At 66.5% G+C, this 17,388-nt stretch carries 19 protein-coding genes; 16 read left to right on the top strand and 3 right to left on the bottom strand.

Going from position 1 to position 17,388, the window contains the following annotated elements; translation table 11 throughout:
* Window positions 1-27: 27 nt before the first annotated feature.
* Window positions 28-963: a tyrosine recombinase XerC gene (locus ACEN2S_RS13065; protein WP_441866600.1), complete on the bottom strand. Its 936-nt coding sequence runs from the start codon at window positions 961-963 to the stop codon at window positions 28-30.
* Complete coding sequence (locus ACEN2S_RS13060) at window positions 963-1,667, bottom strand: DUF484 family protein (RefSeq protein WP_441866599.1); 705 nt, start codon at window positions 1,665-1,667, stop codon at window positions 963-965. Before ACEN2S_RS13060 ends, ACEN2S_RS13065 begins: the two co-directional genes overlap by 1 nt.
* 176 nt (window positions 1,668-1,843) lie before the next feature.
* Between ACEN2S_RS13060 and ACEN2S_RS13055 the strand changes: the two genes are divergently transcribed.
* The 4 genes from ACEN2S_RS13055 to ACEN2S_RS13040 all read left to right on the top strand — a co-directional run bounded on the left by ACEN2S_RS13055 (window position 1,844) and on the right by ACEN2S_RS13040 (window position 6,312).
* A complete protein-coding gene (locus tag ACEN2S_RS13055; protein WP_441866598.1) occupies window positions 1,844-4,039 on the top strand; it encodes a primosomal protein N' in 2,196 nt (731 codons plus the stop codon).
* 134 nt (window positions 4,040-4,173) lie between these two features.
* Window positions 4,174-4,824, top strand: coding sequence for a peptide-methionine (S)-S-oxide reductase MsrA (msrA, locus tag ACEN2S_RS13050; RefSeq protein ID WP_441866597.1), 651 nt, complete (start codon window positions 4,174-4,176; stop codon window positions 4,822-4,824).
* Between the two features lie 161 nt (window positions 4,825-4,985).
* Window positions 4,986-5,858: a 50S ribosomal protein L11 methyltransferase gene (locus ACEN2S_RS13045; protein ID WP_441866596.1), complete on the top strand. Its 873-nt coding sequence runs from the start codon at window positions 4,986-4,988 to the stop codon at window positions 5,856-5,858.
* Window positions 5,859-5,949: 91 nt separating this feature from the next.
* On the top strand, window positions 5,950-6,312 hold the full coding sequence (locus ACEN2S_RS13040) for a hypothetical protein (RefSeq protein WP_441866595.1): 363 nt from the start codon (window positions 5,950-5,952) through the stop codon (window positions 6,310-6,312).
* A gap of 142 nt (window positions 6,313-6,454) precedes the next feature.
* Here ACEN2S_RS13040 and ACEN2S_RS13035 read toward each other — a convergent pair whose 3' ends face one another.
* The gene (locus ACEN2S_RS13035) at window positions 6,455-6,649 is read right to left on the bottom strand and encodes a DUF1127 domain-containing protein (RefSeq protein ID WP_441866594.1); all 195 of its coding nucleotides are present in this window, start codon (window positions 6,647-6,649) and stop codon (window positions 6,455-6,457) included.
* A gap of 376 nt (window positions 6,650-7,025) precedes the next feature.
* Between ACEN2S_RS13035 and ruvC the strand changes: the two genes are divergently transcribed.
* From ruvC to tilS, 12 genes are all read left to right on the top strand, one after another.
* Window positions 7,026-7,562, top strand: coding sequence for a crossover junction endodeoxyribonuclease RuvC (gene ruvC / locus ACEN2S_RS13030; RefSeq protein WP_441866593.1), 537 nt, complete (start codon window positions 7,026-7,028; stop codon window positions 7,560-7,562).
* Window positions 7,559-8,236, top strand: a complete 678-nt coding sequence (ruvA, locus tag ACEN2S_RS13025) for a Holliday junction branch migration protein RuvA (RefSeq protein WP_441866592.1) — start codon at window positions 7,559-7,561, stop codon at window positions 8,234-8,236. The genes ruvC and ruvA overlap by 4 nt, the downstream gene beginning before the upstream one ends.
* 164 nt (window positions 8,237-8,400) lie before the next feature.
* Window positions 8,401-9,435, top strand: coding sequence for a Holliday junction branch migration DNA helicase RuvB (ruvB, locus tag ACEN2S_RS13020; RefSeq protein ID WP_441866591.1), 1,035 nt, complete (start codon window positions 8,401-8,403; stop codon window positions 9,433-9,435).
* Window positions 9,436-9,481: 46 nt separating this feature from the next.
* Entirely contained in the window at window positions 9,482-10,135 is a 654-nt protein-coding gene (locus tag ACEN2S_RS13015) for a hypothetical protein (RefSeq protein ID WP_441866590.1), read from the top strand.
* Complete coding sequence (ybgC, locus tag ACEN2S_RS13010; RefSeq protein WP_441866589.1) at window positions 10,132-10,533, top strand: tol-pal system-associated acyl-CoA thioesterase; 402 nt, start codon at window positions 10,132-10,134, stop codon at window positions 10,531-10,533. Before ACEN2S_RS13015 ends, ybgC begins: the two co-directional genes overlap by 4 nt.
* A 143-nt stretch (window positions 10,534-10,676) precedes the next feature.
* Complete coding sequence (tolQ, locus tag ACEN2S_RS13005; protein ID WP_441866588.1) at window positions 10,677-11,375, top strand: protein TolQ; 699 nt, start codon at window positions 10,677-10,679, stop codon at window positions 11,373-11,375.
* A gap of 3 nt (window positions 11,376-11,378) precedes the next feature.
* On the top strand, window positions 11,379-11,873 hold the full coding sequence (locus ACEN2S_RS13000; RefSeq protein ID WP_441866587.1) for an ExbD/TolR family protein: 495 nt from the start codon (window positions 11,379-11,381) through the stop codon (window positions 11,871-11,873).
* A gap of 10 nt (window positions 11,874-11,883) precedes the next feature.
* Complete coding sequence (locus tag ACEN2S_RS12995; protein ID WP_441866586.1) at window positions 11,884-13,131, top strand: hypothetical protein; 1,248 nt, start codon at window positions 11,884-11,886, stop codon at window positions 13,129-13,131.
* Between the two features lie 59 nt (window positions 13,132-13,190).
* Window positions 13,191-14,519: a Tol-Pal system beta propeller repeat protein TolB gene (gene tolB, locus ACEN2S_RS12990; RefSeq protein ID WP_441866585.1), complete on the top strand. Its 1,329-nt coding sequence runs from the start codon at window positions 13,191-13,193 to the stop codon at window positions 14,517-14,519.
* 149 nt (window positions 14,520-14,668) lie between these two features.
* Window positions 14,669-15,193, top strand: a complete 525-nt coding sequence (gene pal / locus ACEN2S_RS12985; RefSeq protein ID WP_441866584.1) for a peptidoglycan-associated lipoprotein Pal — start codon at window positions 14,669-14,671, stop codon at window positions 15,191-15,193.
* 7 nt (window positions 15,194-15,200) lie between these two features.
* Window positions 15,201-16,067, top strand: coding sequence for a tol-pal system protein YbgF (ybgF, locus tag ACEN2S_RS12980; RefSeq protein ID WP_441866583.1), 867 nt, complete (start codon window positions 15,201-15,203; stop codon window positions 16,065-16,067).
* Complete coding sequence (gene tilS, locus ACEN2S_RS12975) at window positions 16,058-17,341, top strand: tRNA lysidine(34) synthetase TilS (protein WP_441866582.1); 1,284 nt, start codon at window positions 16,058-16,060, stop codon at window positions 17,339-17,341. Before ybgF ends, tilS begins: the two co-directional genes overlap by 10 nt.
* Window positions 17,342-17,388: the final 47 nt, after the last annotated feature.

Genomic DNA, 17,388 nt, shown 5'->3' with positions numbered 1-17,388 from the left:
CCCGGTGCCGGGCCCGCGGCACTTGTATCAGGCGCGGGGATGCGCGCGGGCGTAAACCTCCATCAGGCGGGCGGTATCGACGGCCGTATAGACCTGCGTCGTCGCCAGCGAGGCATGGCCCAGCAATTCCTGGATCGCCCGCAGATCGCCGCCCGCAGAGAGCAGATGCGTGGCAAAGCTGTGGCGCAAAGCATGCGGCGTGGCGCTGGCGGGCAGCCCCAGTGCGCCGCGCGCCATCTCCATCGCCTTGGCGATCAGCCGCGGGTTCAGCGCCCCGCCCCGCGCGCCGAGAAAGAGCGGCCCCGTGGGCCTGGGCGCATAGGGGCAAAGGCGCAGATATTCCGCCACGGCGGCACGCGCGGCGGGCAGCACCGGGACAATGCGCTCTTTGCCGCCCTTGCCGATGATGCGCAAAACCTCGGGCAGGGGGGCGTCGGCCCCGGTCAGGCCCAGTGCCTCCGAGATCCGCAGGCCGCAGCCGTAAAGCAGGGTGATCACCGCCGCATCCCGCGCGGCAATCCAGGGCACCATCGCCTGCACATCCACCTGCGCAATCACCGCCCGCGCCGCCTCTTCGCTGAGCGGGCGCGGCAGTTTGCGGGAAAATTTCGGCGCGCGGGCCGACAGAACGGCGGTGGCGTCAAAATCCTCGCGCTCGGCCAGCCAGCGGATGAAACTCTTGACCGCGCTCAGTCGGCGCGCAAGCGAGCGGGCGGCGATGCCCCGCGCCCGCTCATGCGCCAGATAGGCCCGCATGTCGGACTGCCCAAGGCTGGCCAGGCGGCCAAGCCCCATCCCCTCGCCGTGATGATGGCCCAAAAAGCCCAGAAACCCGCTCAGATCAGTGCGATAGGCGGTGATCGTGGCCTCTGACGCGCCCTCAAGCGCGCGCAGATGGTCCAGCCAGCGGTTCAGCGCCTCGCCCAGGGCGGGCGAGAAACCAAGCGGTGGCAGCGCCGCCATCAGCCGAGCCAGCGGCGCATCGCGCGCTCAAACACCCCGGCGAAAAAGCTCAGCAGATCGGTACCTTGCGAGGGTTTGAACAGATGCGGGTCTTCGGCGCCCATCACCAACAGGCCGGGCAGACGGCCGGGGCCGAAATCGAGCCGCATCAGCGCCTCCGACCGGATCCAATCAGCGGAATCCCCATAGATCGCATGGCTTTGCGGCAGGGTCTGGCGCAAAACCACGGTGCGCGGCTGCGCATTGCGCCCGCCGCGCATATATTCCGCGATGAAGCCCGGTTCCGCCACGCAAAGCACATCGCCCAGACGGTTCAGCGCCGGGTCATCCTCATTCCGCGGGCTTTCCAGCACGAGGCGCACGCAATCGACGCGCAGAATATCGGCCACTTCGGTGCCGAGGTTTTTCAGGAATTCTTCAAACTCCAGCGGATCCAGCATCTTCAGCACCGCGCGATGCACCTGATTGGTCCCCGCGAGGTTCTCATAGGCGGCGGCGATCACCGAACGGTGGGTGTCCTCCAGCCGGTCGAGCCGCGCCTCCAGCCGCTCCATCGCGACGCCGCGCAGATCGATGATATTGGTGCCCATCGCGCGTTCATTCGCAGCAATCAGCGCCTTCATAAGGTCGTGATCTTCCAGAATGGCATCGGGGTCGGCAATGATTTTCTCGCGGATCTGATCCGCCAGTGCGCTCTCGGTCATGGGGCCTCTTCGGGTGACTCTGCTGGTCATTTGCCGCAACCTTACACGAATTCCCGGGGAGGACAGAGGGGATTTTGCGCCGCAGCAGAGATGCGCCGGTGGCCGTGGCAGGGCTGCACGGGCGATTGACCCCGGCGTGGGCCAATGCGAAACCCAAGGCCAGCAAAGGGGGCGCCGTGGCAGAGACCGGGTATTTCGAGGCAGGCGAACGGGTGGCGGTGCTGACTGCCGAGCCGATCGGGCGGCCATTGGACTACCGCGCGCCGGAAGGGGGATGCTTTCCCGGTGCCTTTGTCGAGGTGCCGCTGGGCCCGCGCAAGGTTCTGGGCGTGGTCTGGGGCCCGGGCGAGGGTGGCTTTGACGCGGCCAAATTGCGCTCGGTGATCCGGGTGCTCGACGCCGCCCCGATGCGCGAGGAGCTGCGGACCTTTCTGGTCCGGGCGGGCGAATATACCCTGACCCCCTTGCCGCAGATGCTGCGGCTGGCCACCCGCGCACCGGGTCTGGGCGAGGCACCGGGGATGCGAAAAATCTATCGTCTCGGGCAGGGCGAGCCCGCGCGGATGACCGATGCCCGCACCCGGGTGCTGGAGGTTTTGCGCGAACATGGCGGGGCCGGGTTCATGCTGGGCGAGCTGGCGCATCTGGCCGGGGTGACGACGCAGGTGGTCAAGGGCCTCGTGGCCTCGGGCGCGGTCGAGGAGGGCGAAAGCCCGCGCGATCTGCCGTTTCCGCGGATGGATGCGAGGCTGGCGGGCAAGGATCTCTCGCCCGATCAGGCCGCCGCCGCCGCGCGCCTGAATGCCGCGATCCGCAGCGGCGGCTATGGCACGACGCTCCTGAAAGGCGTCACCGGCTCCGGCAAGACCGAGGTCTATCTCGAGGCGGTGGCGGAATGTCTGGCGCAGGGGCGACAGGCGCTCGTGCTCTTGCCCGAGATCGCGCTGACGCAGGAATTTCTGACCCGGGTCGAGGCGCGTTTTGGCGCGCGGCCCGGTGAGTGGCACTCGGGCGTCACCCTGACCGAGCGGCGGCGGCTCTGGCGGATGGTGGGCGAGGGCGGCTGCGATATGGTGGTGGGGGCGCGCTCGGCGCTGTTCCTGCCGTTCCGCGATCTGGGGCTGATCGTCGTCGATGAAGAGCACGACACTTCCTACAAGCAGGAGGAGGGGGTGCTCTATCACGCGCGCGACATGGCGGTGCTGCGCGCCAGCCAATGTTCGGCGCAGGTGGTGCTGGCCTCGGCCACGCCGAGCCTCGAAAGCTGGGTGAATGCCGAGGCGGGGAAATACACCCGCCTCGATCTGGCCGCCCGCTTTGGCGTCTCGGAATTGCCCGAGATGGCGGCGATTGACCTGCGCGGCGAGAAGATGGCCGCGAACCAGTGGATTTCGCCCAGTTTGGCTGAGGCGGTCACCGCGCGGCTGGGCACGGGCGAGCAGAGTCTCCTCTTTCTCAACCGCCGCGGTTTTGCGCCGGTGACCATCTGCCGCGCCTGCGGCCATCAGATCGGCTGCGATCATTGTGACGCGCGGATGGTCGAGCACCGCTTTCAAAAGCGCCTCGTCTGCCACCAATGCGGCGAGACGAAACCGATCCCCACCGCCTGCCCCTCCTGCCATGTCGAGGGGAAGCTGGCGCCGGTGGGGCCGGGGGTGGAGCGGTTGGCGGAAGAGGTTTCCGAACGCTTCCCCGAGGCGCGGCTCTCGGTGCTGTCCTCCGACCTCTTCGGCTCGGCCCGCGCGCTGAAAGAGGCGATCGGCGCGATTGCCCAGGGGGCGGCGGATATCATCATTGGCACGCAGATCGTGGCCAAGGGGCATAATTTTCCGCATCTGACGCTGGTGGGGGTGATTGACGCCGATCTCGGGCTGCAAGGCTCGGATCTGCGCGCGGCCGAGCGGACGTTTCAGCTGATGCGGCAGGTGGCGGGGCGTGCGGGGCGGGCAGAAAAGCCCGGCATGGCGCTCTTGCAGACGCATCAGCCCGAACATCCGGTGATCCGCGCGATTTTGGGCGGCGATGAGGAGGGGTTCTGGCGCGCCGAGGCCGAGAGCCGCCGCGCGATGGGGGTGCCGCCCTATGGACGGATGGCGGGGATCATCCTCTCGGGGCCGGATGTCGCGCAACTCTTTGAATTTGGCGGCGAACTGGCACGCCGGGCCGAGCCGTTGCGCCGAATTGGCGCCGAGATTTTCGGCCCCGCCCCGGCCCCGATTGCCCGGGTGCGCGGACGGCACCGGGTGCGGCTGTTGATCAAGGCGGCGAAGGGCGCGCCATTGCAGGCGGCGCTTGCCCAATGGCTGGCGCAACTGCGGGCGCCGAATAATCTGCGCGTCGCGGTGGATATCGACCCGCAGTCTTTCCTCTGAGCGTGGCGCGGGGGGCTGTCTGCCCCCACGGCCTGCGGCCTCCCCCGAGGATATTTCAGATCAGGCAAAGATGCAGGGTGATTGGAAATGCCGCGCCGCGCGCCTATCTATGGGCTCAGCACAGGAGGCGCATGATGTTTTCTTTGATGGGCAAAAAAGCCACCCTTCCCACCCTCGCCGAGGCCCTCCCGGGGCGCCCGGAGCCGATTCCGACCGCCGAGACGCATTTCATCTATCACCGTCCGCTCTTGGCGCCGGTGCCGGAGGGCATGCAGGAGGCTGTGTTCGGCATGGGCTGTTTCTGGGGCGTGGAGCGCAAATTCTGGGCGCTGGACGGTGTCTGGAACACGATGGTCGGCTATGCGGGCGGCGTGACCCCGAATGCGACCTATAAAGAGGTTTGCACCGGCATGACCGGCCATAATGAAGTGGTCCGCGTGGTCTATGACCCGGCGGTCATCAGCTATGAGGCGCTGCTGAAGGTCTTCTGGGAAAACCACGATCCGACGCAGGGCATGCGGCAGGGCAATGACCGTGGCACGCAATACCGCTCGGGCATCTACACTTTCAGTGACGCCCAGCAGGCAGCGGCAGAGGCCAGCCGCGCCGTGTATGAAGCCAAATTGCAGGCCGCGGGTTACGGGACGATCACCACCGAGATCCTGCCCGCCCCGACCTTCTATGTGGCCGAGGAGTATCACCAGCAATACCTCGCCAAGAACCCTGAAGGCTATTGCGGCATCGGCGGCACCGGCGTCACCTGCCCGATCGGCCTGCCCGCATAAGGCTCTTTCTCTGGCCTTTGCTTCGTCGGAAATATCCTCTGGGGGGAGGCCGCAAGGCCGTGGGGGGCAGACAGCCCCCCTTTCCGCGGCCTTTTCCCCCGCACGACTTGACGGCAAGGGGCCAAACCGCCTAGCTGCCCCGAAACCTGCCGGAGCCGATCATGCCCACCTATACCGCCTTCACCACCCTTTCCGACCGCGACCAGGCCGAACTTCTGGCCGAACTCGTCGAGGAGCTGGAGCCCGAGCCCTATGGCGTCGGTGTCTTTGAGATTGAGGATGGCTCGGAGCGCTGGGAGGTCGGCAGCTATTTCAACGAGGCGCCGGATGAAACCGCACTGGCGCTTCTGGCGATGGCACATGGCGCGGCGCCCTTCGTGATCTCGGAACTGCCCGATGTCGACTGGGTGGCGCATGTGAAACGCGAGCTCTCCCCCGTGGTGGCGGGCCGCTTTTTCGTGCACGGCAGCCATGATGCGGACAAGGTGCCCGCCGATGCGACGCCGCTTCTGATCGAGGCGGCGATGGCCTTTGGCACCGGCCATCACGGCACGACGCTCGGCTGTCTGACCGCCTTTGACCGGCTGGAAAAGGCCGGTTTCCGCGCCCATAAAGTGGCGGATATCGGCTGCGGCACCGCCGTTCTGGCGATGGCGGCCGCGACGGTCTGGCCCGAGGTGGTGCTGGCCTCGGACATTGATCCTGTGGCGGTGGCGACGGCGGCGGCGAATGTTGAGGCGAATGGTCTGGCGGGCCGGGTTGTCTGCATCGAGGCGCCGGGGTTCGAGCATGACGATCTGATCGCGGGCGCTCCCTATGATCTCGTGTTCGCCAATATCCTCAAGGGTCCGCTGATTGATCTGGCCCCGGCGATGGCACGCCATGTTGCGCCCGCGGGCAAGGTGATTCTCTCCGGTATCCTGCATGAACAGGCCGATGATGTGATCGCCGCCTATGAGGCGCAGGGCTTTTGTCGCGAGACGCGCGACGAACATGCCGAATGGACGACATTGGTGCTCACCCGCGGTCAATGACCGGGGAATTCGCGCGAAACCTATACGAAAGCGCTGATTTTGTGGCATAATATCCGCTGTGCCGCGTATGCGTCTTTGGGGAGTTTGTGCCATGGCCGACGAGAATCTGAACAGCTTTCAACAGCGGTTGTCGCGGATTGATGGCATTCACGCCGAAGGCGGCGCCTTTGAGGCGACAGGGATGCTCGGGCGGCGGTATTTCGCAACGGCGCCCGTGCGGCGGGGGCGGGGCGGCTGGCTGCGGGCTGCGGGTTTGGTTCTGGCGGCGGTGCTGGTCTTCAAAAGCGGTCTGCTCGCCTATCTGGGCGCCGGGGTCTACGGCGAGCGCGTTGCACAATTGCAGCGCGGCGGCCCGGTCGATCAGCTGGGGGCCTGGGTTTTGGTGGCCGATCCGGTGACGGTGCGGCTGGCTTCCTATGGTGCCGAGATTTTGCGGCCGCTGCGTCAACCCTGATCCGATGCCCGCCCGGGGTCCGGGTTGGTGGCCTGAACAAATGCAGTCGGCCCGGATCGGCGCCCCGAAAGCAGAAAGGCCGCGCCGGGGATGCCCGGCACGGCCTTTGGCGTCAGTGACGCAGAGGGAGGGCAGGTGCGGATCAGCCGCGTTGTGCCACCCAGTTGATGTCAGCGCGGCACAGGCCGATATCGTCCAGCTCGCGGTCGCTCAGGCGGGCCAGCAGATTGCGGGTCACGCGTGCATCGTTCCAGTCGCGCAGAGCGGAAACGGTTTTCGAGATCAGCCCGGCAAAACCGCCCAGGGCCATCACGCGGTTCGTATCAAAGGCAGACATGTCGAGTTCCTTTTTAAACTGCACATTATTGAAGCATCTCGCTTCGTGAGCTGCATTTAGTCGGGGCAGTATGTGAAAACAAGCACTGGTCCAGCAGGTCTGATATGCAGTCGCAGCATGGCTCGTCACCAATGTCTTAATCCGTCATCGGACCCTTGCAAAACAGGGCGTTTTCGGTCGGAAGCGGGGGCAAAAGGGTCGGTTTTTGCTGCTTTGCAGCAAGACGGCGGGTCGCGGCTTGTTACAATCCTGCGGCAATCTGGCCCGGACGGTTACCGCTTTGCGATGTTCTCTTTTCGTGCTAGTGCGTGAATTCAGCAACAAACCCCCGGAAGTGGGGTCATCTGATGGCAGGCAAGGCAGGAGGGAACGGCAGATGCGCGTTCTGGGAATCGATCCGGGGTTGCGAAACCTCGGTTGGGGCTTGATCGACATGCAGGGCTCGCGGCTGACGCATGTCGCCAATGGCATCATCCATTCGGAGGGCACGGATCTGTCGCTGCGGCTGTTGCAGCTGCACAGCGAGCTGACGCGGGTGGTCGAGAAATACGCCCCGGATGCGGCGGCGGTGGAGCAGACCTTTGTGAACAAGGACGCGGTGGCCACGCTGAAACTGGGGCAGGCGCGCGGCATTGCGCTGCTGGTGCCGGCGCAGGCGGGGCTGGATGTGGGCGAATATGCCCCGAATGCGGTGAAGAAGGCGGTGGTCGGTGTCGGCCATGCGGCCAAGGAGCAGGTGGCGCATATGGTCAAGGTGCAACTGCCCGGCGTGGTCTTGGCGGGGGCGGATGCGGCGGATGCGCTGGCGATTGCCATTTGCCATGCGCATCATCTGCAAAGCGCGGGCCGCCTTGGCATCGCGATCAAGGGCGCGGATGCGCGCCGCGTCACCGGCGCACGGGGGCTGGCATGATCGGGCGTCTCGCGGGGATCATCCTGCACCGGGGCATGGACCAGGTGCTGCTTGATGTGCGTGGCGTCGGCTATATCGTGCATGTCTCAAGCCGCACGGCTGCAAGCCTGCCGCCGGTGGGCGAGGCCTGCGCGCTTTATACCGATCTTCTGGTGCGTGAGGATCTGCTGCAACTCTTTGGTTTTTCGACGCTGGTGGAAAAGGAATGGCACCGGCTCCTCACCTCGGTGCAGGGCATCGGCGCCAAGGCCTCGCTGGCCATTCTGGGCACTTTGGGGGCGGAGGGGGTCAGCCGGGCGATCACTTTGGGCGATTGGGCGGCGGTGAAGGCCGCGCCCGGTGTTGGCCCGAAGCTGGCACAACGTGTGGTGCTGGAGCTGAAGGAAAAGGCCCCCTCTGTCATGGCGATGGGCGCCGGGCTGACGGTGGATCTGACGCCGGGCGATGAGGTGATCGAGGCCGCACCCAAACCCCGCCGCCCCGCCGCCGCTGCGGCTCCGGCACCCGCGCCGCAGGTGAACTTTCAGGCCGAGGCGCTCTCGGCACTGACCAATCTGGGCTACAGCCCCTCGGATGCCGCCAGCGCGGTGACCCGTGCGGCGGACGATCCGGCCTCTGTCGACACCGCCAAACTGATCCGCGCCGCGCTGCGCCTGCTGGCGCCGAAATCCTGAGGACTTGCTTCGTTGAAAATATCCCGGGGGGAAGCCTTTTTGCCCCCGTCGAGGGGGCGAAAAGGCTGGGGGACAGCGCCCCCCGGCCCCTTGTCCACCCTTGCAACCCCCCGGAAATCGCCCGACACTGCCCCGGGTAGGAGCCCTGAAATGACCCGTCCCGCATGACCAGCCCTGACCCCACCCTGCGCGCCGCCCCCATGGTCGAGGACGCGGACCGCGCCCTGCGCCCGCAGGCGCTTGAGGAATTCGTCGGTCAGGCCGAGGCCCGCGCCAATCTGCGGGTGTTTATCGAAAGCGCCAAGATGCGCGGTCAGGCGATGGACCACACGCTGTTCCACGGCCCCCCCGGCCTCGGCAAGACCACGCTCGCCCAGATCATGGCGCGCGAGCTTGGCGTCAATTTCCGGATGACCTCGGGGCCGGTGCTGGCCAAGGCGGGCGATCTGGCCGCGATCCTCACCAACCTTGAGGCGCGCGATGTCTTGTTCATCGACGAGATCCACCGGCTGAACCCGGCGGTGGAAGAGGTGCTCTATCCGGCGATGGAGGATTTCGAGCTGGATCTGGTGATCGGCGAGGGGCCCGCCGCCCGCACCGTGCGGATTGAGCTGCAGCCCTTCACCCTCGTCGGCGCCACCACCCGTCTCGGCCTGCTGACCACACCCTTGCGCGACCGTTTCGGCATTCCCACCCGTCTGCAGTTTTACACCGAAGATGAGCTGGATCTGATTGTTACCCGCGGTGCGCGCCTCCTTGGTATTCCCGCCGAGCCGGGCGGCACGCGCGAAATCGCCCGCCGCGCGCGCGGTACGCCGCGGATTGCCGGGCGGCTGTTGCGCCGGGTGGTGGATTTCGCGCTGGTCGAGAATGACGGCCAGCTGACCCGCGCGGTGGCCGATGGCGCGCTGAACCGGCTTGGCGTCGATCATCTGGGGCTGGATGGGGCAGACCGCCGCTATCTGACGCTGATCGCCGAGAATTACGCGGGCGGGCCGGTGGGGGCGGAAACCCTCTCGGCGGCGCTGTCGGAGAGCCGCGACGCGATCGAGGAAGTGATCGAGCCCTATCTTTTGCAGCAAGGCCTGATCCAGCGCACGCCGCGCGGCCGGATGCTGGCGCAAAAGGCCTGGGCGCATCTGGGATTGCCGATGCCAAAGCCCGCCGGTCAGATTGACCTGTTCGCGCCGGACGCCTGAGGTTAAAACCACGGGGCAAACTCTGTGGACATCCGGGAGATCTGCCATGCAGGCGCACGACATCGAAGCCCTCTTCAGCACGCCCGAGGGCGGCTATGCCTTTGCCCGGTGGGGCCGGCCCATCGTGCCGGTGGTGTTTGGCGTCGAGGCCGCCACGCTCAGCGTGGTCAAGGGCGCGGTGGAGGCCATCGTGGCGCTGGCGGGCCATAAGATCGCCGATCATGACGCCGAGCTGGGCGCCAATCTGATGATCTTTTTCTTCCGTGACTGGCAGGAACTGCTGGAGGTGCCCAATCTCGACCAGCTGATCGACGGGCTGGCCGATATTGTCGCGCGGCTGGATGATGCCGGGGCCAATCAATACCGCACCTTCCGCTTTGACGCCGAAGGGGCGATCCGCAGTTGTTTCGCCTTCGTGCGGATGGATGCGGCGCTGGATGAGGTGCCCGCCGAGACCATCGCCCTCAATCAGGCGGTGCAGATGATCCTGCGCTGGTCGCCCGGCGCCTTCACGACCATCGCGCCCCTGGCGATGGCGCGCGGCGTGGCGGTGGTGCGCCCCGAGATCGCGGCGGTGATCGAGGTGGCCTATGATCCCGTGCTGCCTGCCGCCAGCACCGAGGCGGTGCATGCGATGCGGCTGATGGCGCGGGTGACGGCGCTGGGCGCGCTGCCCGATGCCGGCGAGGGCCGGGCATGACCCACCAATTTGCGCTGCGGGTCTATTACGAGGACACCGATCTGGCGGGCATCGTCTATTACGCCAATTACCTCAAGTTCATCGAGCGCGGCCGCAGTGAATGGATCCGCAGTTTGGGCGTGGATCAGGGCGCACTGAAGACCGCGCAGGGCCTTGTCTTTGCCGTGCGGCGGCTGGAGGCGGATTACCTCAAGCCCGCGCATTTCGATGACGAACTGGTGGTGGAGACCCGGCTGAAGGCCGAAACCGGCGCGCGGATCGTGCTGGAGCAGGAGGTGCTGCGCGGGGCCGAGCGGCTCTTTGCGGCACAGGTGACGCTGGTCTGCCTGTCCGAGGGCGGAACGGCGGCGCGGATCCCGGCGGAAATTCGCCGGAAACTGGCGCCGCCGGTGCATTGAACCGCCGACAATGCGGCTTTTGCCGCAGTGCGGCGCCCTTGAAATAATGATGACGCAGATGTGTTGGCCTTCCCCCTGAAACAAGTGTAGAATCACTGCTAACAGAGCCATGCAAACGTGGCCCAACCGGCGAGCAGTGACAGATGGATACCCATACCCTTGCGGCAGCGCAGGAGATTGATTTCTCCTTGCTTGCGCTTTTCGCGCGTGCCTCCCTTACCGTTAAGATCGTGATGCTGATGCTGGCCGTGGCCAGCTTCTGGTCCTGGTCGATCATCATCCGCAAATTCATCACCTTCCGGGCAGCGCGGCGCGAGGCGGCCACTTTTGACCGTGCCTTCTGGTCGGGCGAGCCGCTGGATGAGTTGTTCGACGCCATCGGCCCGGCCCCGGAGGGGGCCTCGGAAAAGATCTTTGCGGCGGGCATGCTGGAATGGCGGCGCAGCCACCGGCAGGACGGCGAGTTGATCGCCGGGGCGCAGGCGCGGATCGACCGCTCGATGGATGTGGCGATTGCCAAGGAAAGCGAACATCTGACCTCGGGCCTGCCCTTCGTGGCGACCGTCGGGTCCACCGCGCCCTTCATCGGTCTCTTCGGGACCGTCTGGGGGATCAAGGTGGCCTTTGAGGAAATCGCCATTTCGCAAAACACCAGCCTTGCCGTCGTGGCACCGGGGATTTCTGAGGCGCTGATGGCCACGGGCCTCGGCCTTCTGGCCGCGATCCCGGCGGTTATCTTCTACAACAAGCTTTCGACCGATGGCGACCGGATCATCTCGGGCTACGAGGCCTTTGCGGATGAATTCGCGACCATTCTCTCGCGTCAGCTGGACACGGAGTAAGCCATGGGTGCGGGGGTTGTGAAAAAGGGCGGGGGCAGTGGACGCCGCCGCCGCGGGGGTCGCGGCAAGTCGCATATGATGGCCGAGATCAACATCACGCCCTTCGTGGACGTGATGCTGGTGCTTTTGATCGTGTTCATGGTGGCCGCGCCGCTGATGACCGTGGGCGTTCCGCTCGAGCTGCCGAAGACCGCCGCCAAATCGGTGCCGACCGAGCAAGAAGAGCCGCTGACGATTTCGCTGACCGCCGATGGGCTGATCAGCGTGATGAACACCGAAGTGGCATCCGAAGAGCTGGTCAGCCGCCTGCAGGCGATTGCCGCCGAGCGCGAGAGCGACAAGCTCTTTTTGCGGGCCGACGGCTCCATTCCCTATTCCCAGGTGGTGCAGGTGATGGGGGCGCTGAACGCGGGCGGCTTCTCGAATATTGTGCTGGTGACCGATACCGGTGGCCCGCAAATGACCGGTGCCGCGGCACCGGCAGCGCCTGGGAATTGAGGCTGAGCCGATGTCTATCGACAGAGCGGACAAGATCGGAACCGGGATCTCGGCGGCGCTCCATCTGGGGTTGATCGCCTGGATCGCGCTGTCGGGTGCGCTGTTTCGCAATGATCCCTCCGAACCGGTGCAGATGACCGAAGTGGCGGTGATGTCGGAATCCGATTTTCAGGCGATGATGGCGTCAGCGCCGAAGGCTTCCGACAATCCGGTGACGCCCGAGGCCCCGGCAGAGGCTTCGGTTGAAAGTCCGGCAACGCCCGCCGAAGAAACCCCGGTCGAGGTGACGCCGCCCGCCGAAAGCCCGGCGGAGCCGACGCCCACCCCGGAGGCAAAGCCCGATCTGAGCGAGGTTTCCCCGCCCGTGGCCGAGGTGCAGGACAGCGCACCGACCCTGCCGAGCCCGCCCGTGGAAGTGCCCTCCGAGCAGCTGACGCCCGATGTCAGCCCGCGTCCGCTGGCCAAACCCGCGACCCGTGTGGCGCCGACGCCCACCGAAGCCCCGGCACCGGATGCGAAAGTGTCGGAAACCGCCGTGGCCGAGACCAAGCCCGAAGAAACCCCCGAGCCCGCCCCGGTGGTGGAGCCGCCGAAGGAGGCCGCCGCGCCGCCGGAAGCCTCGACCGAATTGCTGACCGAGACAAACAAGGATCAGGAACAGCAAAATTCGGCGCCGAGCAGCTCTGACCGTCCCAAGACCCGGCCCGCACGACCCGCGCCCGAGAAGGTGGCGGAGGCCAAGCCTGCGACCGACAAGCCCGCCGCCGACAAGCCCGCTGCAGAGAAACCCGCCGCCGACAAACCGGCGACGGAAAAGCCTGCGCCCGCGAAACCGGCCACGCCCGCCAAGCCACAAACCGATTCGGTGAATGATGCGCTGGCCGAAGCGATGGGCGGCACCGGCACCGGCGGCAGGGGGCTGGCCGCTTCCGGCCCGCCGATGACCTCGGGCGAGAAAGACGCCTTCATGATCGCGGTGAAAGCCTGCTGGAACGTCGGGTCGCTCTCCTCCGAGGCCCTGCGCACCACGGTGACCGTCGGCTTTGACATGAACCCGGACGGCAAGCCGAACACCGGCAGCATGAAGATGATCGAATTCTCGGGCGGCTCGGAAACCGCGGCCAAACAGGCCTATGAGGCGGGCCGCCGGGCGATTATCCGCTGTGGCGCCAGCGGTTTCCCGCTGCCCGCCGAGAAATATGATTACTGGTCCAAGGTGGAAATCGTCTTCGATCCCAATAAAATGAGGATGAAGTGATGACTGCCCGCGATTTGATCCGCTACAAAAGATCTGACCCCATCAAAGGGACGTTTTGCATGTTTCGTACCATTCTGCCGGCCGCCGTGCTGGCTCTTGTCTCGCTGATCCCCGCCGGGGCCGTGCTGGCGCAAAACGCGCCGCTGCGGCTGGAAATCACCGAAGGGGTGATCGAACCCTTGCCCTATGCGGTGCCGGGGTTCATCGCCGAGAACGCCGAGGCGGCGCAATATGCCGCCGACATCACCCGCGTCATCGCCGATGACCTTTCGGGCACCGGCCTTTTCCGTGAAATCCCCTCCAGCGCCTATATCAGCGGCGTGTCGAGCTTTGACGCGCCCGTCGCCTATGCCGACTGGAAAGCGATCAACGCCCAGGCGCTGATCACCGGGGCTGTGCAGGTTTCGGGCGGCAAGATTTCGGTGAAATTCCGCCTCTATGACGTGTTCTCCGGCCAGCAACTGGGCGACGGGCTGCAGTTTGCCGCCTCGACCGGCAGCTGGCGCCGCATGGCGCATAAGGTGGCCGATGCTGCCTACAGCCGGATCACCGGCGAGGGCGGCTATTTCGACAGCCGCGTGGTGTTTGTCGCCGAAGCGGGCGCCAAGAATGCCCGGCAAAAGCGGCTGGGCATCATGGATTACGATGGCGCCAATGTGCAGTATCTGACCGACAGCTCGACCATCGTGCTGGCCCCGCGTTTCTCGCCCTCGGGCGACCGCGTGCTCTACACCACGTTTGAGACCGGCTTCCCGCGCATCAAGATGATCGATGTGGCCTCGGTCACAGGGCGTTTCCTCGCCGATCAGCCGGGCACGATGACCTTTGCGCCGCGTTTCTCGCCCGATGGCAGCCGCGTGGTCTATTCGCTGGAACAGGGCGGCAATACCGACATCTGGATCATGGACATCGCCTCGGGCCAGGCGCAGCGTCTGACCAATACCCCCGCCATCGAAACCGCGCCCTCTTTCTCGCCCGATGGCAGCAAGATCGTGTTCGAGAGCGACCGCTCGGGCGGCCCGCAGCTCTATGTGATGGGCGTCAATGGCGGCGAGCCGGTGCGGATCTCCTTCGGCGAAGGGCGCTATGACACGCCCGTCTGGTCGCCGCGCGGCGACATGATCGCCTTTACCAAGCAACATGCCGGGCGCTTCCACATCGGCGTCATGCGCACCGATGGCTCGGAAGAGCGGCTGCTCACGGCCTCGTTCCTTGACGAGGGCCCGACCTGGGCGCCCAATGGCCGCGTCATCATGTTCACCCGTGAAAGCGCGGGGGCAGGCGGCGCGCCGGGGCTCTATTCGGTCGATATCTCGGGGCGGAACCTGAAACAGGTGCCCACGGCGGGTGCGGCGTCGGACCCGGCCTGGTCACCGCTTTTGCCCTGAGCGGGCAGCAAGATTGGCCGAGACGGATTCACAGACGTCCGGCAACCTGTTAGAACAGGCCAAAGGCCAGCGAATAGGCCCTGACGGCCAGATGCCCCGGGAAAAAACCCCGGGGTGAGATGATAGCCAAAACCAAAGGCGGACCCCGAATGACACTTCTCCCCAAAGCCCTTCTGATCGTCAGCGCGCTTGCACTGGCAGCCTGTAACAACCCGGACCGCTATGGTGCCAATGGTGGCGCCAATGGGGGTGCCAACGGCATGGGCGGCATTGACCAGTCCAGCCTCGGCGGCGCCAATGACCCGCGCTCGCCCGCCTATTTCAACCAGGCGATCGGCGACAAGATCCTGTTCGCGGTCGACACCTCGACCATCTCGACCGAAGCCGCGCAGATCCTCTCGGCGCAGGCGCAATGGCTGAACACCAACACCCAATATTCCGCCATTGTCGAAGGCCATGCCGACGAGCAGGGCACCCGTGAGTACAACCTTGCGCTGGGCGCCCGCCGGGCCAATGCTGCGCAGGAATATCTGATCTCGCAAGGCGTGGCGGGCAGCCGTCTGCGCACCGTCTCCTACGGCAAAGAGCGTCCGCTCGAGGCCTGCTCGACCGAGGCCTGCTATGCCAAGAACCGCCGTGCGGTGACCGTTATCTCGCTCGGCGCGGGTTCGTGAGGTAGGCATGATGTTTCGGGGGTTGCGGCTTTCCGGCGTGATACTCGTGGCGGGGCTGGTGCTGTCGGCACCGGCTTTCGCGCAGGATAACGGTCAGACTCTGGCCGATATTCGCGCCGAACTCGACCGGCTGGCGGGCGATCTGCAGGGGCTGCGCTCCGAACTGGTCGCCTCGGGCGCGTCGGGGATTCAGGCGGCGGGCGGGGCTTCGGCCCTGGACCGGATGAACACGATGGAAGCGGCGCTGTCGCAGCTGACCGCGCGGTCAGAGGCGCTTGAGAACCGCATCAACCGGGTGGTGGCCGATGGCACCAACCGGCTGGGCGACCTCGAATTCCGCCTCTGTGAGATCGAGACGGGCTGCGACGTGGGCGCCATCGGGGCCACGCCGATGCTGGGCGGTGCCGGGGCCTCAACCCCCGCCCCGGCCCCGAGCGGCGGCGGCTCCAGCGGGGCTTCGGCTCCGGCAACGGCACCCTCCAGCTCGCTGGCGATGAATGAACAAAGTGATTTTGATCGGGCCAAGGCGGTGCTCGATCAGGGTGACTTTCGCGGCGCCGCTGACCAGCTTGCGACCTTTGCCCAAACCTACACGGGTGGTCCGCTGACCGGAGAGGCGATGTATCTGCGCGGCGAGGCGCTGAAAGGTGCGGGCGATCTGCCCGGTGCCGCCCGCGCCTGGCTCGAGGCCTTCTCGAGCTATCCCGAGGGGCCGCGCGCGCCCGACAGCCTGCTGATGCTCGGCCAGTCTTTGGGCGAGCTGGGCCAGATGCAGGAAGCCTGCGCGACGCTGGCCGAGGTGGGCTTTCGCTTCCCCTCCTCGCCGGTGGTGGCCAAGGCAGGGCAGGTGATGCAGGGATTTCAGTGCCACTGATCCCGCCCGAGACAGATCTTCGTGCCCGGTTCCGGGCCGCTTTCACGCCCGGCCGGTTCCCCCGGCTGGGCGTTGCGGTTTCCGGGGGCAGCGATTCGATGGCCCTTTTGCATCTTTTGGCCGAGGCGCGGCGTGCGCCTGAGGGGCCGGGGGCCGAGGCGTTGCAGGTGGTGACCGTCGATCACGGTTTGCGCCCCGAGGCGGCAGGAGAGGCCAGGGTGGTGGCAGAGGCCGCGGCGGCACTCGGCCTGCCGCATGCGACCCTGCGCTGGCAGGGGGCAGAGGGGCCGGGCTGGGACGGGCAGGGCAACCTCTCTGACGCGGCCCGCCGTGCCCGTTATGGGCTGATGGCAGATTGGGCGCGGAATGCGGGCCTGCAGGCGGTGGCGCTCGGGCATACGGCGGATGATCAGGCGGAAACCCTGCTGATGCGCCTCGCGCGCGGGGCGGGGATTGATGGCCTCTCGGCGATGGCGCCCGAGCGCGTCTCGGGCGGCATGCTCTGGCTGCGGCCGATGCTGGGGCTGACCCGCGCCGCCCTGCGCGCCGATTTGCAGGCGCGCGGCGTGGTTTGGGCAGAGGATCCGAGCAATCAGGACGCCCGCTACACCCGTGTGCGCTTTCGTCGCGCCCTCGCGGATCTGGCGCGGCTTGGCCTGACGGCAGAGGGGCTGGCGGCGGTGGCGGCGCAGTTGCAATCGGCGCGGGCGGCGCTGGATGTGCAGATGCTGGCGCTGGCCGAGCGGGCGGTGCGGCGCGACCATGGCGATCTGCTGATTGACCCAGAACCGCTCGCGGCGGCACCGGCGGAAATCCGGCGGCGGCTGGTGGAGGCCTGCCTGCGCTGGATCACCCGCGCCGATTACGGCCCGCGCGCGCCCGCGCTGGCGGGGTTCATCGCGGCGCTCATGGCCGGAGAAGCCGCAACACTGCATGGCTGCCGCCTTGTGAACGCCAAGGGCGGGCTGCGCCTGTGCCGCGAGGCGGGAAAGATGCCGGGCCGCCTGCCGCAGGGGCAGACCTGGGACCGGCGCTGGCAGATTGCCGGGCCGCTCGTGCCGGGGGCCGAGATCGGGGCGCTGGGTGCGGAAGGGCTGGCGCAATTGCCAGACTGGCGTAGACTGGGCAGACCCCGCGCAGCTCTGCTTGCCGACCCGGCGCTGTGGGCCGGAGATGATCTTTTGGCGGCGCCGACGGCGGGATTTGGCGCGAAATGGCGGCTTGAGCTGGTTTCTGAGGCACAGGATTTCCCTCAGGCGCTTTTATCGCATTGAACCTCGCCGCCGAATGCCTATTTTCGACTCAACGGCGCCGCCCCTCT

This window comes from Phaeovulum sp. W22_SRMD_FR3 (genome assembly GCF_052113705.1).
GTDB lineage: Bacteria > Pseudomonadota > Alphaproteobacteria > Rhodobacterales > Rhodobacteraceae > JBGQOG01.
This window is presented reverse-complemented; position numbering and strand designations above follow the sequence as displayed.

Excerpts from the sequence above, each read along its gene's own strand:
- msrA (WP_441866597.1), top strand. The coding sequence starts at position 4,174 with ATGTTTTCTTTGATGGGCAAAAAAGCCACCCTTCCCACCCTCGCCGAG.
- tolQ (WP_441866588.1), top strand. The coding sequence starts at position 10,677 with ATGGATACCCATACCCTTGCGGCAGCGCAGGAGATTGATTTCTCCTTG.
- ACEN2S_RS13060 (WP_441866599.1), bottom strand. The coding sequence starts at position 1,667 with ATGACCGAGAGCGCACTGGCGGATCAGATCCGCGAGAAAATCATTGCC.
- pal (WP_441866584.1), top strand. The coding sequence starts at position 14,669 with ATGACACTTCTCCCCAAAGCCCTTCTGATCGTCAGCGCGCTTGCACTG.
- ruvB (WP_441866591.1), top strand. The coding sequence starts at position 8,401 with ATGACCAGCCCTGACCCCACCCTGCGCGCCGCCCCCATGGTCGAGGAC.
- ybgC (WP_441866589.1), top strand. The coding sequence starts at position 10,132 with ATGACCCACCAATTTGCGCTGCGGGTCTATTACGAGGACACCGATCTG.
- ybgF (WP_441866583.1), top strand. The coding sequence starts at position 15,201 with ATGATGTTTCGGGGGTTGCGGCTTTCCGGCGTGATACTCGTGGCGGGG.
- ACEN2S_RS13045 (WP_441866596.1), top strand. The coding sequence starts at position 4,986 with ATGCCCACCTATACCGCCTTCACCACCCTTTCCGACCGCGACCAGGCC.
- tolB (WP_441866585.1), top strand. The coding sequence starts at position 13,191 with ATGTTTCGTACCATTCTGCCGGCCGCCGTGCTGGCTCTTGTCTCGCTG.
- ACEN2S_RS13065 (WP_441866600.1), bottom strand. The coding sequence starts at position 963 with ATGGCGGCGCTGCCACCGCTTGGTTTCTCGCCCGCCCTGGGCGAGGCG.
- ACEN2S_RS13000 (WP_441866587.1), top strand. The coding sequence starts at position 11,379 with ATGGGTGCGGGGGTTGTGAAAAAGGGCGGGGGCAGTGGACGCCGCCGC.
- ruvA (WP_441866592.1), top strand. The coding sequence starts at position 7,559 with ATGATCGGGCGTCTCGCGGGGATCATCCTGCACCGGGGCATGGACCAG.
- ACEN2S_RS13035 (WP_441866594.1), bottom strand. The coding sequence starts at position 6,649 with ATGTCTGCCTTTGATACGAACCGCGTGATGGCCCTGGGCGGTTTTGCC.
- ACEN2S_RS12995 (WP_441866586.1), top strand. The coding sequence starts at position 11,884 with ATGTCTATCGACAGAGCGGACAAGATCGGAACCGGGATCTCGGCGGCG.
- ACEN2S_RS13040 (WP_441866595.1), top strand. The coding sequence starts at position 5,950 with ATGGCCGACGAGAATCTGAACAGCTTTCAACAGCGGTTGTCGCGGATT.
- ruvC (WP_441866593.1), top strand. The coding sequence starts at position 7,026 with ATGCGCGTTCTGGGAATCGATCCGGGGTTGCGAAACCTCGGTTGGGGC.
- ACEN2S_RS13015 (WP_441866590.1), top strand. The coding sequence starts at position 9,482 with ATGCAGGCGCACGACATCGAAGCCCTCTTCAGCACGCCCGAGGGCGGC.